17 protein-coding genes and 1 pseudogene are annotated in these 13744 nt (G+C 72.1%); all 18 read left to right on the forward strand.

The window, feature by feature from the left end; translation table 11 throughout:
- On the forward strand, positions 1–506 hold a 506-nt coding region (locus E4P41_RS19015), incomplete at its 5' end, for a flagellar hook-length control protein FliK (RefSeq protein WP_135142809.1).
- A gap of 16 nt (positions 507–522) precedes the next feature.
- Entirely contained in the window at positions 523–945 is a 423-nt protein-coding gene (locus E4P41_RS19020) for a flagellar hook capping FlgD N-terminal domain-containing protein (RefSeq protein ID WP_135142810.1), read from the forward strand.
- A 42-nt stretch (positions 946–987) separates the two neighbouring features.
- Positions 988–2202, forward strand: coding sequence for a flagellar hook protein FlgE (locus E4P41_RS19025; RefSeq protein WP_135142811.1), 1215 nt, complete (start codon positions 988–990; stop codon positions 2200–2202).
- Between the two features lie 381 nt (positions 2203–2583).
- Complete coding sequence (locus E4P41_RS19030; RefSeq protein WP_135142812.1) at positions 2584–2883, forward strand: flagellar FlbD family protein; 300 nt, start codon at positions 2584–2586, stop codon at positions 2881–2883.
- A gap of 3 nt (positions 2884–2886) precedes the next feature.
- Positions 2887–3657, forward strand: a complete 771-nt coding sequence (locus E4P41_RS19035) for a flagellar motor protein (RefSeq protein ID WP_135142813.1) — start codon at positions 2887–2889, stop codon at positions 3655–3657.
- 64 nt (positions 3658–3721) lie between these two features.
- A complete protein-coding gene (locus E4P41_RS19040) occupies positions 3722–4633 on the forward strand; it encodes a flagellar motor protein MotB (RefSeq protein ID WP_135142814.1) in 912 nt (303 codons plus the stop codon).
- Positions 4626–5099: a flagellar basal body-associated FliL family protein gene (locus tag E4P41_RS19045; RefSeq protein WP_135142815.1), complete on the forward strand. Its 474-nt coding sequence runs from the start codon at positions 4626–4628 to the stop codon at positions 5097–5099. Before E4P41_RS19040 ends, E4P41_RS19045 begins: the two co-directional genes overlap by 8 nt.
- 194 nt (positions 5100–5293) lie before the next feature.
- A complete protein-coding gene (locus tag E4P41_RS19050; protein ID WP_135142816.1) occupies positions 5294–6247 on the forward strand; it encodes a flagellar motor switch protein FliM in 954 nt (317 codons plus the stop codon).
- Complete coding sequence (gene fliN, locus E4P41_RS19055) at positions 6244–6990, forward strand: flagellar motor switch protein FliN (RefSeq protein WP_135142817.1); 747 nt, start codon at positions 6244–6246, stop codon at positions 6988–6990. The genes E4P41_RS19050 and fliN overlap by 4 nt, the downstream gene beginning before the upstream one ends.
- A gap of 73 nt (positions 6991–7063) precedes the next feature.
- On the forward strand, positions 7064–7453 hold the full coding sequence (gene fliO / locus E4P41_RS19060) for a flagellar biosynthetic protein FliO (protein WP_135142818.1): 390 nt from the start codon (positions 7064–7066) through the stop codon (positions 7451–7453).
- On the forward strand, positions 7453–8289 hold the full coding sequence (gene fliP / locus E4P41_RS19065) for a flagellar type III secretion system pore protein FliP (RefSeq protein ID WP_135142819.1): 837 nt from the start codon (positions 7453–7455) through the stop codon (positions 8287–8289). Before fliO ends, fliP begins: the two co-directional genes overlap by 1 nt.
- Complete coding sequence (gene fliQ, locus E4P41_RS19070) at positions 8286–8561, forward strand: flagellar biosynthesis protein FliQ (RefSeq protein WP_135142820.1); 276 nt, start codon at positions 8286–8288, stop codon at positions 8559–8561. Before fliP ends, fliQ begins: the two co-directional genes overlap by 4 nt.
- 5 nt (positions 8562–8566) lie before the next feature.
- On the forward strand, positions 8567–9331 hold the full coding sequence (gene fliR, locus E4P41_RS19075) for a flagellar biosynthetic protein FliR (protein WP_135142821.1): 765 nt from the start codon (positions 8567–8569) through the stop codon (positions 9329–9331).
- A 97-nt stretch (positions 9332–9428) separates the two neighbouring features.
- A complete protein-coding gene (locus tag E4P41_RS19080) occupies positions 9429–10562 on the forward strand; it encodes an EscU/YscU/HrcU family type III secretion system export apparatus switch protein (protein ID WP_135142822.1) in 1134 nt (377 codons plus the stop codon).
- A gap of 36 nt (positions 10563–10598) precedes the next feature.
- Entirely contained in the window at positions 10599–10835 is a 237-nt protein-coding gene (locus E4P41_RS19085) for an AbrB/MazE/SpoVT family DNA-binding domain-containing protein (protein WP_135142823.1), read from the forward strand.
- On the forward strand, positions 10832–11245 hold the full coding sequence (locus E4P41_RS19090) for a type II toxin-antitoxin system VapC family toxin (RefSeq protein WP_135142824.1): 414 nt from the start codon (positions 10832–10834) through the stop codon (positions 11243–11245). The genes E4P41_RS19085 and E4P41_RS19090 overlap by 4 nt, the downstream gene beginning before the upstream one ends.
- Before the next feature lie 112 nt (positions 11246–11357).
- Entirely contained in the window at positions 11358–13397 is a 2040-nt protein-coding gene (gene flhA / locus E4P41_RS19095) for a flagellar biosynthesis protein FlhA (protein ID WP_135142825.1), read from the forward strand.
- Positions 13378–13744: pseudogene (locus E4P41_RS19100) on the forward strand (hypothetical protein); the annotation flags it as partial. The gene flhA and the pseudogene E4P41_RS19100, both read left to right, overlap by 20 nt.

The following is a 13744-nucleotide window of genomic DNA, read 5'->3' on the forward strand; positions in this document are numbered from 1 at the left end:
TCTCGCCGACGGCACCGGCAGCGGCCGGTCCGCAGCCGGCCGCCTCGGCGGCTCCGTCGACCCCGGCGCCGCCGGTCGGCACGCAGGTCGCGCAGCACGTCGCCGTCCTCCGCACCGGCCCGGACGGCACGCACACGATGACCGTGGTGCTCACCCCGGAGACCCTGGGGCCGGTCGAGGTGCAGGTGACCCTGAGCCAGGGCTCGGTCGACCTCACGTTGCGCGGCGCCACCGAGGCCGGCCGGACGGCGCTGCTCGAGGCCCTGCCCGACCTGCGCCGGGACCTGCAGAGCGCCGGCCTGACCTGCACCAGCGCTTCGGTCGACCGGGACGCCGGGGGCGGCTGGTCCTCGGCGCAGCAGCACGCCACCGGCGACCGCACCGGGCAGCACGGGCAGCCCGACGGCCGCCACCGGCCGTGGCTGCACGCCACCGACGCCGACGCGGGCCGGCCCGTTCCCGTCAGTACCGCCATCCCGTCGTCCGGCCTGGACGTCCGGGTCTGAGAGGAGCGATCGACCGATGCCCGATGCCGTCGGTGGGGTGGGCGGTACCGCCACCTCGACCGCCACCAGCACCGTGACCCGCAGCGACCAGATGGGCAAGGACGTGTTCCTGCAGCTGCTGGTCGCCCAGATGCGTTACCAGGACCCGAACAGCCCGACCAGCACCACCGAGTTCATGTCGCAGACCGCGACGTTCACCCAGGTGGAGAAGCTGGAGGAGATCGCCGCGCAGAACGCCGCGATGGTGGCGCTGCAGCGGTCGCTGAGCGCCGGCGCCCTCGTCGGCCAGACCGTCAGCTACACCGACGAGGAGGGCGCGACCGTGACCGGCACGGTCGGCTCGGTGCGGATCACCGGCGACGAGCCGACGGCGGTCGTCGACGGCGTCGACGTCCCGCTCGGCCGGCTGACCGAGGTCTCGCTGCCCACTTCGCGCTGACACGCCCCGACCCCTTTCCCCCCGACTCCCGAGGAGCCCCCCGTGCTGCGTTCCATGAACTCCGCGATCTCCGGCCTTCGCGCCCACCAGACCAAGCTCGACGTCACCGGCAACAACATCGCCAACGTCAACACGGTCGGCTACAAGGCAAGCCAGACCGTCTTCGAGGACACGCTGTCCCAGGTCGTGCGCAACGGCTCCGCGCCGTCGGCCGAGGCCGGTGGCACCAACCCGGCACAGGTCGGGCTGGGGGTCAAGGTCGCCGGCATCACCACCAGCTTCGAGCAGGGCGCGGCCCAGAACACCGGCCGGTCGACCGACTTCATGATCAGTGGTGACGGCTTCTTCGTGACCCGCGCCGGCAACGAGCAGGTCTACACCCGTGCCGGGTCGTTCAACTACGACGCCGTGGGGAACCTGGTCACCCCGGACGGAGCCCTGCTGCAGGGCTGGATGGCCGAGGACGGCGTCGTCGACACCAACGGGGCCATCGAGACGCTGACCGTCCCCTTCGGCCAGGTCATGCAGCCGACGCGGACGACGACCGGCGCGGTGGTCGGCAACCTGTCGAGCTCCGCGGCCACCGGCACCGGCGTGCAGACCCAGATCACCGTGTACGACGCCATGGGCACCGCGCAGCAGCTCACCCTCGCGTTCAGCAAGACGGGCGACAACACGTGGGACGTCGTCACCACCGACGCTGCCGGCGGGACGCAGACGAACACGATCACCTTCGACACGGCACCGGGCCAGGAGGGCCGGCCGCTGACCGGCCAGACCTTCACGTTCGGTCCGAGCAGCGGCGTCTGGCCCGCCGACATCACGATCGACCTCGCCGACATGCGCCAGTTCGGTGGCCCGTCCTCGCTGGCACCCGCGCGGATCGACGGCAACGCCATGGGCAGCCTGCAGTCCATCTCGCTCAGCGGCGACGGCACCGTCATGGGCGTCTACTCCAACAACCTGCGCGAGCCGATCGGCAAGCTGGCCCTGGCCACCTTCGCCAACCCCGGCGGCCTGGCCAAGGCCGGCAACAGCTCCTACCGGGTGGGCGACAACTCCGGGCAGCCGGCGATCGGCGAGCCCGGGGCCGGTGGCCGTGGCAGCCTTATCGCCGGCGCGCTGGAGATGTCCAACGTCGACCTGGCCGAGGAGTTCACCGGCCTGATCGTGGCCCAGCGCGGGTTCCAGGCCAACAGCCGCGTCATCACCAGCTCCGACGAGATCCTGCAGGACCTGGTCAACCTCAAGCGCTAGTTCGTCGGCCCACCTGTAGGGCCCCGCCGCGAGCTCGCGAGCGACGGGGGGCCCTACAGGCGGGTCCTTCAGCTCCCTCCTCCCCACCACTCGCAAGCCCGTGGCGGGCCCCTGGAGGGAGGCCGTGCGGCCCGGTCCCCTTCGGCGGGGGGCCGGGCCGCCGTCATGAGATCGGGCGGCTCGTCACGTCATCGCCGACCGGGCTCGGCGGGGTTGCCCCCGCCGTCCTTCCTGCCCGCGGTGGCGGCTCACCCCACGGGGTGAGCCGCCATGCCGCCGTTCGGCTCAAGCCGTGCCCGCGCCACGCCGATGACACCTGCAGACCGGCGGCTCCTCGAACAGCCGCCGTCATGCCCTCCCGACCGAGCAAGAGGACCCCCCGTGATCCGTGTGACGCGCCTGAACGGAGAGCGGTTCGCGCTCAACCCCGACCTCGTCGAGCGGGTCGAGGGCCACCCCGACACCGTCGTGTTCCTCGTGGACGGCACCAAGTACGTCGTCTCGGAGAGCGTCGACCAGGTGCTGGTGGAGATCCGGGAGTACCGCGCGAGCATCCTCGCCACCGCCTACGAGATGGACCGCGGCACCTACCGCTCGCCGTCCTCCTCGAAGGAGGACGACGCCCCCGCGCCCGGCACCCGCGCCTCGGTCGTCCCCTTCCCGGCCCGCGAGGAGCGCTGACCCATGGATCCGGCCACCCTGATCGGGTTCGTCGTCTCGTTCGTCGCCCTCATCCTCTTCATGGTGCTCGAGGGCGCCGACCCGACGTCGCTGCTCTTCCTCCCCGCGATCATCCTCGTCATCGTCGCCACGTTCGGCGCGACGCTGTCCGGCCAGACGACGGCCGACCTCAAGAAGCTGCCCGCCTGGTTCAAGCTGGCGCTGCTCCCGGCCAAGGTGCCGCCGGCCGGCGACCAGATCAAGACCCTGGTCGGCCTCGCGGAGAAGGCCCGCAAGGAGGGCCTGCTCGCCCTGGAGGCCCAGGTGAAGCAGATCGAGGACCCGTTCCTCAAGCGCGGCCTGCAGATGGGCATCGACGGCACCGACCCCGAGGAGCTGCGCGGCGTCCTGGAGGGCGAGATCGCGGCCAAGAAGGCCGAGGACAAGGTCGCCGCCAAGTTCTTCAACACCATGGGCGGTTACGCCCCGACCATCGGCATCGTCGGCTGCATCGTCGGCCTGATCAACGTGATGGGCAACCTCAACGACCCCGAGTCGCTGGGCCCGATGATCGCCGCGGCGTTCGTGGCCACGCTGTGGGGCGTCATGGCCGCGAACTTCTGGTTCCTGCCGATGGGCGCCAAGATCACGAGGGTCAGCGAGCTGCAGGCCGCCCAGATGGAGCTGCTGGTCGAAGGCATCACCGAGATCCAGGCCGGCACCAGCCCGCGCGCGGTCCGGCAGAAGCTCACCTCCCTCGTCCCGCCCAGTGAGGTCGCCAAGGAGGCCGCATGAGCGAGCCGGCGAGCTCGTCCGTGGGAATCGTGAACGAGCTCGCGAGTTCGCCCGGGGCGGCACGGTGAGTGCCGGCGGCCACGGCAGCCGGCGCCGAGGCAAGAAGCACGAGGAGGAGGAGCACGAGAACCACGAGCGGTGGATGGTGTCCTACGCGGACATGATGACGCTGCTCCTGGTCCTGTTCATCGTGCTGTACGCGATGAGTCAGGTGGACAAGGCGAAGTTCGCCGCACTGGCCAGCGGCCTCTCCGAGAGCTTCGGCGGCCCGATCAGCGTGACGCCGGCGCCCTCTCCGGAGGGGGCCGTGCTGGAGGGGCTCCCCGGCGCGATCGACATCGCCTCGGCCATCGCGCCGGAGCAGACCGTCGAGCAGGCCGAGGTCGACGCGGCGGCCGCACAGGCCGCCCTCGCCCGAGCCCAGCAGATCGCCACCGAGGCGCAGGCGCAGTACGAGGACCTGACCGCGATCCGGGAACGGATCGAGGCGGCGCTCACCGCCGCCGGGTACGCCGGTGCCGCCCGCTACGAGATCGACGAGCGCGGGCTGGTCGTCCACATCGTGGCCGACCAGGTGCTCTTCGACGCCGAGCAGGCCGTGCTGCGGCCCGAGGGCCGGCAGATCCTCGACGCGATCGCGCCCACGCTCCGCGACCTGCCCAACGCCCTGGGCGTCGAGGGCCACGCCAACCACCTGCCGGTCACCCCCGGGGGGATGTGGCCGTCGAACTGGGAGCTCTCGGCCTACCGCGCGACGACCGTCGTCCGATACCTGGCCACCGGCGGCGTCCCGCAGGACCGGATGGTCGCCAACGGCTACTCCGACACCGAGCCGCTCATCGCACCCACCGATCCCGACGCGATCAGCGTTAACCGCCGCGTCGACGTCGTCGTCATGTCCACCGCCTCCGCCGAGGCCAACGACCTGCTCCCCGGCCTGGACGCCGGCAACCCCCAGGAAGGCACCGATGGCTGACAAGAAGAGAAAGGCCGAGACCCCCGAGGACGACGAGGCCACGGACGGCGGCAGGAAGAAGCTGCTGGTCGTCGGGCTCGCGGCGGTACTCGCTCTCGCCGGCGCGGCGTACTTCTTCCTGTTCGCCGGCAGCAGCGAGGCCGAGGCCGCGGCCCCCGAGCACGGCGGGTACGTCGCGCTGGAGCCGATCGCGGTCAACCTCGCCGGCGGTGGCTACCTGAAGATCGGCATCACCCTGGAGATCACCGCGGACGCCGCCGGGGGTGGGCACGGAGGCGCCTCCGTCGACGGGGCGAAGGCCCTGGACCTGCTGATCTCCACCTATTCCCAGGCCCAGCCGGCCGACGTCACCGGTGCGCGGGACGCCCTCAAGGAATCCCTCGAGCAGAAGATCATCGAGGCCTACACCGAGCACGGCACGCAGATGGTCATGGGGATCTACCTGACGGAGTACGTCACCCAGTGACCCGGGTCGACGAAGTGCGCTGAGGCCCGGTTCCGGGCTCCAGAACCGGGCCTCGGCGCACATCATCGCGGGCCGGCCCGGCGCCGGCGTTCCCCGAAGCCCCTCTCGCACCACCCGTCACACCCGTACGCCCTGACCGGCAGTCCTCGTTCCCGCCGGTCAGGGCGGCGTCGTCCCCCGCCGATGACGGGAACGTGACCCGCCCCGAGAACGGACCCGCCCCCACCGGGCGCAGCCGGCGCGGCGAGCCCCGCACCTACGACTTCCGCCGGCCGACCAAGCTCTCCCGCGAGCACGTCCGCGTGCTCCACATCGCCCAGGAGGCGTTCGCCCGGCAGGCGACGACCGTCCTGACCACGATGCTGCGCGCCGGCGCACGGCTGGAGCTGCTCGGCATCGAGCAGCACTCCTACGACGACTACGTCGCCGCGCTGCCCGACCCGTGCTTCATCGCGACGTTCACGCTGGAGCCGCTGGCGGGGAAGGGCGTGCTGGCCTACCCGCTGGACATCGCGATGGCCGCCGTCGACCACATGCTCGGCGGCTCCGGCGCCGCCGACCAGCCGGACCGGCCGATGACGGTGATGGAGACGGCGATCACCAACCACCTGCTCGGCCGCCTGCTGACGGAGTTCACCGCCTCCTTCGCGCACATCGTCCGGCTGCAGCCCGAGCTGTCCGAGCTCGAGTACAACCCGCAGCTGGCCCAGGCCGCGGCCGGCTCGGACACCGTCATGGTGGCCTCGTTCACCATCGGGATCGGGGCCCGCAACGGCGAGGCCACCCTGGTGCTGCCCTTCTCCTCCTTCCAGGCCTCGCTGAGCAACGCCGCCTCACCGCAGCTGTCGGAGTCGGCCCAGGCCAAGCGCCGCCGCGCCTTCGAGGCGCTCAGCGAGCGGCTCACCCAGGTGCCGGTCGACGTCGGTGTGCGGTTCACCCCGCTGGACGTCTCCTCCGAGGACCTGCTCTCCCTCGCCGTCGGCGACGTCCTGCTGCTGCGCCACCCGCAGGACGCCCCGCTCGAGGTCACCACCAACGACGTGACCTTCGCCTACGCGATCGCCAGCAACCACCGCCGCCGGCTCGCCGCGGCCATCGTCCCCACCCCGGCCGCCACCCAGAACCCAGCCCAGAAGGACACCGCATGACCGCCACCGTGGAGCACTCGCAGGCCTCCGAGACCGTGATCGCCGTCGTGGCCTCCGCCGCCCGCGCCGCGGCCGCGCTGGTGCCGGCGACGGCGGAGCTCGTCCCCGGCGCCCCGGTCAGCGACCCGGACGCCGTCCTCGCGCCGGCCACGGCCGCCGCCGCGGTCGCAGCGAGGCTCTCCGGCGAGGTCACCGGGGACGTCGTCCTGGTGGTCTCCGCCGAGGTCGTCGACGCGCTCGCCAACTCCCCCGTCGGCCCGATGGACGTCGCCGCCGCGCTGCGCCCGGCCCTCGAGGCCGCCGCCGCCACGCTGGGCCGGGTCCGCGTCGACGCCGAGCGCACCGAGGACCCCGACGCCGCCATGGACGGCCTGCGCGACAAGGGCATGTTCGTCGCCGTTCCGCTGATGGGTGCCGGCGGCACCGTCGAGGCGGTCTTCGCCCTGCAGGTGACGCTGCCCCAGGCGCGCACCCAGCGCGGCAGCCTGGACCTGCTGCGGCACGTGGCCATGGAGGTCACCGTCGAGATCGGCCGCACCCGGATGACCGTCGGCGAGCTGCTCTCGCTGCACCCCGGGGAGGTGATCGAGCTCGACCGCGCCGCCAGCGCCCCCGCCGACCTGCTGGTCAACGGCACGCTGATCGCCCGCGGTGAGGTCGTCGTCGTCGACGAGGACTTCGGGCTGCGGATCAGCGAGATCGTCACCGACGCGGCCTCCGAGATCGGGGTCCAGCGAGCGTGAGCGAGCTTGCGAGCTCCGCCATGAGCAGAGCGACGGACGTCATGCGGTCGCCGAGCGCCGGCGAGGTGACCCCATGACGTGGATGATCATCCGGCTGGTGCTCTCGCTGGCATTCATCGCCGCGGTGCTGTGGTTCGCCGCCCGGGTCGCGCACAAGCGCGGCATCGGCCAGGGCAGCGGGCTGATCGAGGTCGTCGCCCGGCAGCGCATGGGCCGGGCCAGCAGCGTCAGCGTCGTCCGCATCGCCGGGCGGGTGCTCGTCGTCGGCTCCACCGAGGAGCAGGTCACTCTGCTCGCCGAGGTGGACGGCGACGTCGTCGAGGAGGCGATCGCCGAGCGGCGGGCGGCCTTCGCGCAGCCCGTCCCGGCCGGTGCCCCCGGTGTGCTCGCCGGCTCGGTGTTCGACCGCACCGGCTGGACGGCGTTCGTGGCGCAGCTGCGCGAGCGGACGGTCCGCCGCTGATGACCTCCTCCCCCGCTCCCGCCCGGGGCGTCCCGGTGGCCCGGCGTGTGGGGCTGGTCCTGCTGCTCGCGGCGCTGCTCGGCCTGGCGCTCGCGCTGCTGGCCGGCCCGGCGTCCGCGGCCCCGACCGCGCCGACCGAGCCGACGGCCCCGACCGCCCCGGTGGATCCGGCCGTCGGCGGCGGTGTGGAGATCTCGATCGGCGGCGGCAGCCCGAGCACCTCGATCACGCTGATCCTGGCGATCACCGTGCTCTCGGTCGCCCCGGCGGTGCTGCTGCTGACCACCTCGTTCACCAAGATCATCGTGGTGCTGTCGCTGACCCGGAACGCGCTGGGCATGCAGATGTCGCCGCCGAACACCGTGCTCACCGGCATCGCCCTGTTCCTGACCCTGTTCGTCATGGGCCCGGTGTTCTCCGACATCAACGAGGTCGCCGTCCAGCCGTACCTGAACGGCGCCATGACGGTGTCGCAGGCCTACGACGTCGGCGTCGTCCCGCTCCGGGAGTTCCTGCTCGCCAACACCCGCGAGGACGAGCTCGCGCTCATGATCGGGCTCTCCGGCGAGGAGGCACCGACCGACGCGGCGGCGGTCAGCATGACCACGCTGATCCCGGCGTTCGTGCTCTCCGAGCTCAAGAGCGCCTTCATCATCGGGCTGGTCGTGTTCATCCCGTTCCTGGTGCTGGACATGCTGGTCAGCGCCGCGCTCATGGCGATGGGCATGATGATGGTCCCGCCGGTGATCGTGTCGCTGCCGTTCAAGCTGCTGCTGTTCGTCGTCGTCGACGGCTGGGCGCTGATCACGACGGCCTTGGTGGGATCGTACGGATGAGCGACGCCGACGTCACCGAGATCGCCGTCGCCACCATGCTGGTCGCCGCCAAGGTCGCCGCACCGGTGCTGCTGACCGCGCTGCTGGTCGGGTTCCTCATCTCGCTGTTCCAGGCGGCGACCCAGATCCAGGAACCGACGCTGTCCTTCGTGCCGAAGATGATCGCGGTCGCCATCGCGTTGCTCGTCACGGGCAACTGGGTGCTCTCCGAGCTGGTCAGCTTCACCCAGGGCCTGTTCGACGTGCTGCCCCGGCTGCTCGACCGGACGTAGCGACCGTGGACCTCGAGGTCCCGGCGGGCACCCTGGCGGCGCTGCTGCTCGGCACCGCACGGGCTGCCGGCTTCGTCCTGCTGGCGCCGCCGTTCAACTCGCGCAGCATCCCCGCCCCGGTGAAGGGCGCGCTGGCGCTGGCCCTGTCGGTCGCGCTGATGACCCGCATCGCCCCGGACCTGCCCGAGCCCACGACCGGGTTCCTCGTGGTCGGCGCCGTCACCGAGGTGATCATCGGCGCCGCTCTGGGCTTCGTCGTCCACGTGCTGTTCGCCGCCGTCCAGTACGCCGGTGACCTCATCGACCTGACCGGCGGCTTCTCGCTCCAGCCGGCCTACGACCCGCTGTCGATGACCACCAGCTCCTCCATCGGCCGGCTGCACTACCTGCTCGCGACCACGCTGCTGTTCACCAGCGGCGGTCACCTGCTGATCGTGCGCGGCTTCGCCACCTCCTACGAGGGGCTGCCGGTGGGCGGGTCGGTGCCGACCGAGCAGCTCGGCCAGGTGCTCATCACCGCCCTGTCGATGATGTTTCTGGCGGCGCTGCAGATCGCCGGGCCGATGGTGGCGGTGCTGCTGCTCGCCGACGTCGCCCTGGCGCTGCTGTCCCGCGCCGCGCCCGCGCTGAACATCTTCGCGTTCGGGTTCCCCGTGAAGATCATGCTGACGCTGGCGCTGCTCGGCCTGACCTTCCCCCTCCTGCCCCCGGCCCTCGACGCGCTGCTCGAGCACGCCGTCCGCGCGATGGTCTCGCTGCGGAGCGGGTGATGGACCGCTACGCGTGTGCGCCCACGCCCGGTTCCGGGGCCTGGAACCGGGCGTGGGCGCACACGCTGCGGGCCCGCCCTGACCGAGAGGGTGCCTGATGGCCAAGGACGGGCCGGGCGGCGAGAAGACCGAGAAGCCGACTCCCCAGCGCCTGAAGAAGGCGCGCAAGGACGGCCAGATCCCACGGACGCAGGAGCTCGGCACCTGGGCCGGTGCCGCGGCGGCCAGCGTGCTGCTGCCGATGGTGGTCGGCAACGCCTTCGACGGGGTCGGCCGGATGTTCGTGCAGGTCGGCGTGGTGGTGCAGCGCCCGGAGGCCGGCGTGGTGTCGGCCCTCTTCGCCGAGGCGCTGATCACCTTCCTCACCACGGTGCTGCCGATGGCGCTGGCCCTCCTGGTGGTCGGCGTCGCGGCCTCGGCGGCCCAGGGCGGTGTCGCGGTCAGCGGCAAGCCGATGCAGCCGACGCTCAAGAAGCTCAACCCCTTCCCCGGGATGAAGCGGATGTTCGGCGGCCACGGGATCTGGGAGGCGACCAAGGCCGTCATCAAGACCGTGGCGCTGGGCACCGTCGTCGTGGTCACCAGCGACCGTGCGCAGGAGCTGGTCTCGGCGTCCGGCGCGCTGCCGCTCTCGGCGGTCACCAGCGCCTTCGCCGACTCCGCCGTCCTCATGTTCCGCGTCGTGGCGGTCACCGGCCTGGTGATTGCGGTCGCCGACTACGTCGTCGTCCGCCGGCAGATCATGAAGCAGCTCAAGATGACCAGGTACGAGATCGAGCAGGAGCACAAGCAGTCCGAGGGCGACCCGCACATGAAGGCCCAGCGCCGGGCCACCCAGATGGCGATGTCGCGCAACCGGATGATGAGCGAGGTCGCCACCGCCGACGTCCTGCTGGTCAACCCCACCCACGTCGCGGTCGCGCTGAAGTACGAGGCCGACCGCGGCGCTCCCCGGGTGGTCGCCAAGGGCGCCGACGAGGTCGCCGCCACGCTCCGCGAGCGCGCGGAGGAGGCGCGGGTTCCGCTGGTGCAGGACGTCCCGCTGGCCCGGGCGCTGCACTCGTCCTGCGAGCTCGGCCAGGAGGTCCCCGCCCAGCTGTTCACCGCCGTGGCCCGGGTGCTGGCCTTCGTGATGCAGCTGAACGCGCGCGGGGTGCGCGGCGGCTTCCACCGGCCCGGCTTCGCCGCCCCCGACGTCGAGGGGCTGCCGCGGGCCGGCCGGCGGCGATGACCGGGCAGACTGGGAGACAGCTGGTAGCTTCTTCCCATGAAGGCCGTCGTCGACTCCGTCGGGCGCATCGTCGTGCCCAAACCGCTGCGTGACGTGCTCGGCCTGCGGCCGGGTTCGACCGTGGAGATCTCCCGCTACGGCGCCGGGCTGCACCTGACGCCCACCAGTCGTACCGCCCGGGTGGTCGAGGAGGACGGCGTCCTGGTGGTCACCGGCGAGACCACGATCGACGACGAGACCGTCTTCGGCCTGCTGGACGACGGGCGGCGGTGACGGCGCCTCTGGCGCTGGACACCAGCGTCGCGGTCCCCCTGCTGGTCCGAACACACACCGCGCACGCCACCGTGGTCGACTGGTGGGCCGGGCGGCGGACCGCTCTGTGCGGGCACGCGGTGGCCGAGACGTACTCGGTGCTCACCCGGCTCCCCGGCGACCTGCGGCTGGAGCCGGCAGATGCGGCCCGTCTCCTCGAGCAGCGCTTCGCACCACCCCTGACGCTCGCCCCCGAGACGACTCGGGACCTCCCCGGCGTGCTGGGTCGGCTCGAGCTCGCCGGTGGCGCCGTCTACGACGCGCTGGTGGCGCTGGCCGCGATCGAACACGAGGCCGTTCTGGCGACGCGTGACTCCCGGGCCAAGGACACCTACGAGAAGGTCGGCGTCCGCGTCGTCGTCGCGGGCTGACCGCCGGCCGACGGCCGTCCGTCGAGCCGCGGAGCGCGGGACGGGAGTGACGCGTGAGTCGCTCGATCCCGTCCCGGTGCGACGCCCCGCGGCGGGTGCCGATGAGTGGTCCGTGCAGAAGCTGACGAAGGCCGCCGTCCCGATCGGCGTGGTGGCCATCGTCCTCATGCTGGTCGTGCCGCTGCCGGCAGCGGTGCTGGACCTGCTGCTCGGCCTGAACATCACCGCGTCGCTGCTGATCCTGCTGGTCGCCATGCAGATCAAGCGGCCGCTGGACTTCGCGGTCTTCCCGTCGCTGATCCTCATCGCGACGCTGTTCCGGCTGGCGCTCAACGTCTCCTCGACGCGGCTGGTGCTGACCGACGGCTACGCCGGCAAGGTCATCGAGGCCTTCGGGCACTTCGTGATCGGCGGCTCGCTGATCGTCGGCCTGGTGATCTTCGTGATCCTGACGATCATCCAGTTCGTCGTCATCACCAACGGTGCCGGCCGCGTCGCCGAGGTCGGCGCCCGGTTCACCCTCGACGCGATGCCCGGCAAGCAGATGGCGATCGACGCCGATCTGAACGCCGGCCTGATCAACGAGGCGCAGGCCCGCAGGCGACGGCACGAGGTCACCGCCGAGGCCGACTTCTACGGCTCGATGGACGGCGCCTCGAAGTTCGTCAAGGGTGACGCGATCGCCGCCATCATCATCACGCTGATCAACCTCATCGGCGGGATGGCCATCGGCGTTCTGCAGCTGGGCATGGCCCCGGCCGACGCCGTCTCCACCTACTCGCTGCTGACCGTCGGCGACGGCCTGGTCTCCCAGATCCCCGCGCTGCTGCTGTCCACCGCGACCGGCATCATCGTCACCCGCTCGGCCTCCGACGGGGACATGGGCTCGGACCTGCTCGCCCAGCTCGGCCGGTTCAAGCAGCCGGTGCGGATCGCCGGCGGTGCCTCGCTCGCGCTGTGCCTGATCCCCGGCCTGCCCAAGCTGCCGTTCCTCGTCATCGGCGGGGTCTTCCTGCTCATGGCCTCGCGCCTGCAGGAGACGTCGTCCGAGGACGACGCCGAGACGCAGACCCCCGCGGACGACGAACCCAGACCCGACTCCCCCGAGGCGATCGCCGAGAAGATGCGGGTCGACCCGCTCGAGCTCGAGGTGGCCTTCGACCTGGTCGACCTGGTCGATGCCTCCCGCGGCGGCGACCTGCTCGACCGGGTCAAGGCGCTGCGCCGGAAGGTCGCCATGGAGACCGGCCTGGTGATCCCGCTGGTACGCACCCGCGACAACCTCGACCTGCCGGCCTCCCAGTACGTCATCTGGCTCAACGGCGTGCCGGCCGCCAAGGGCACCTCGCCGGCCGGCACCGTGCTCGCGATCGGTGACGCGCTCGACGGGCTGCCCGGCCGGGCCACCCGCGAGCCGGTGTTCGGCCTGCCCGCCAAGTGGGTGCCGGTCGAGCTGCAGCGGCAGGCGGAGATGGCCGGCGCGACCGTCGTCGACCGCTCCTCGGTCATCACCACGCACCTGGCCGAGGTCGTCCGGCAGAACGCCGCCGACCTGCTCGGCCGGGAGGACGTGCGGGTGCTGGTCGAGATGGTGCGCCGCACCCACCCGATCGTCGTCGAGGAGCTCACCCCGACGCTCCTCACCCTCGGCGAGATCCAGCGGGTGCTGCACGCGCTGCTCGCCGAGAACGTCTCCATCCGCGACCTGGTGCGCATCTTCGAGGCGCTGTCGGTGCGGGCGAAGGTGTCCACGGACGTCGACGGCCTGGTCGAGGCCGTCCGGGCGGCGCTCGGGGCGGCGATCAGCCATCCCTACGTCACGCCCGACGAGCGGCTGCACGTGATGACCCTCGACCCGGCGTTCGAGCAGCGTCTGCTCGAGGCCGTGCGGCCGAGCGAGGGCGGACAGGTCCTCGCCCTGGACGCCGGCACGGTCGACGCCCTGGTCAACGGGTGCAGCGGCCTGCTGACCGACGCGGAGCGGCTGGGCCTGGCCCCGGTGCTGGTGTGCTCGCCGCAGGTCCGGGCCGCGCTGTCCCGCCTGATGCGTCAGATCCTCCCCCGCCTGCCGGTGATCTCCTATGCGGAGGTCTCCCGCACGGCCCAGATCGAGTCGCTGGGAGTGGTGAACGGTGCCGTTGCCGTCCGTTGAGGCCGCCACCCGCGAGGGCGCCATCGCCGCCGCGCGGGAGAAGTACGGCTCGTCCGTCCGGATCGTCGGCATCCGCCGGGTCCGCACCGGTGGGGTCATGGGCTTCTTCACCACCGAGCGCTTCGTCGCCGAGGTGGAGGAGCTCGCCCCGGCCCCCGTCGAGCGGCGGCCGGCGTCGAAGGCCGAGTCGCTGGCCCGGATCGAGGCGGCGCTGCGCCGTGACCCGGTGCTGCCGGGGCGCCACGGCGCGCTGCGCCGGGTGCTCGTGGGTCTCGGTGTGCTCGGGCTCGTCCTGGCCGTGCTGGTGGGTGGCGCGCTGTGGTTCCTCACCGACCGCTACGCGGGCA

This window comes from Geodermatophilus sp. DF01-2 (assembly GCF_004571065.1).
In the GTDB taxonomy this organism is placed as follows: Bacteria; Actinomycetota; Actinomycetes; order Mycobacteriales; family Geodermatophilaceae; genus Geodermatophilus.

Excerpts from the sequence above, each read along its gene's own strand:
- E4P41_RS19020 (WP_135142810.1), top strand. The coding sequence starts at position 523 with ATGCCCGATGCCGTCGGTGGGGTGGGCGGTACCGCCACCTCGACCGCC.
- E4P41_RS19035 (WP_135142813.1), top strand. The coding sequence starts at position 2,887 with ATGGATCCGGCCACCCTGATCGGGTTCGTCGTCTCGTTCGTCGCCCTC.
- E4P41_RS19045 (WP_135142815.1), top strand. The coding sequence starts at position 4,626 with ATGGCTGACAAGAAGAGAAAGGCCGAGACCCCCGAGGACGACGAGGCC.
- fliN (WP_135142817.1), top strand. The coding sequence starts at position 6,244 with ATGACCGCCACCGTGGAGCACTCGCAGGCCTCCGAGACCGTGATCGCC.
- fliO (WP_135142818.1), top strand. The coding sequence starts at position 7,064 with ATGACGTGGATGATCATCCGGCTGGTGCTCTCGCTGGCATTCATCGCC.
- fliP (WP_135142819.1), top strand. The coding sequence starts at position 7,453 with ATGACCTCCTCCCCCGCTCCCGCCCGGGGCGTCCCGGTGGCCCGGCGT.
- fliQ (WP_135142820.1), top strand. The coding sequence starts at position 8,286 with ATGAGCGACGCCGACGTCACCGAGATCGCCGTCGCCACCATGCTGGTC.
- E4P41_RS19080 (WP_135142822.1), top strand. The coding sequence starts at position 9,429 with ATGGCCAAGGACGGGCCGGGCGGCGAGAAGACCGAGAAGCCGACTCCC.
- E4P41_RS19085 (WP_135142823.1), top strand. The coding sequence starts at position 10,599 with ATGAAGGCCGTCGTCGACTCCGTCGGGCGCATCGTCGTGCCCAAACCG.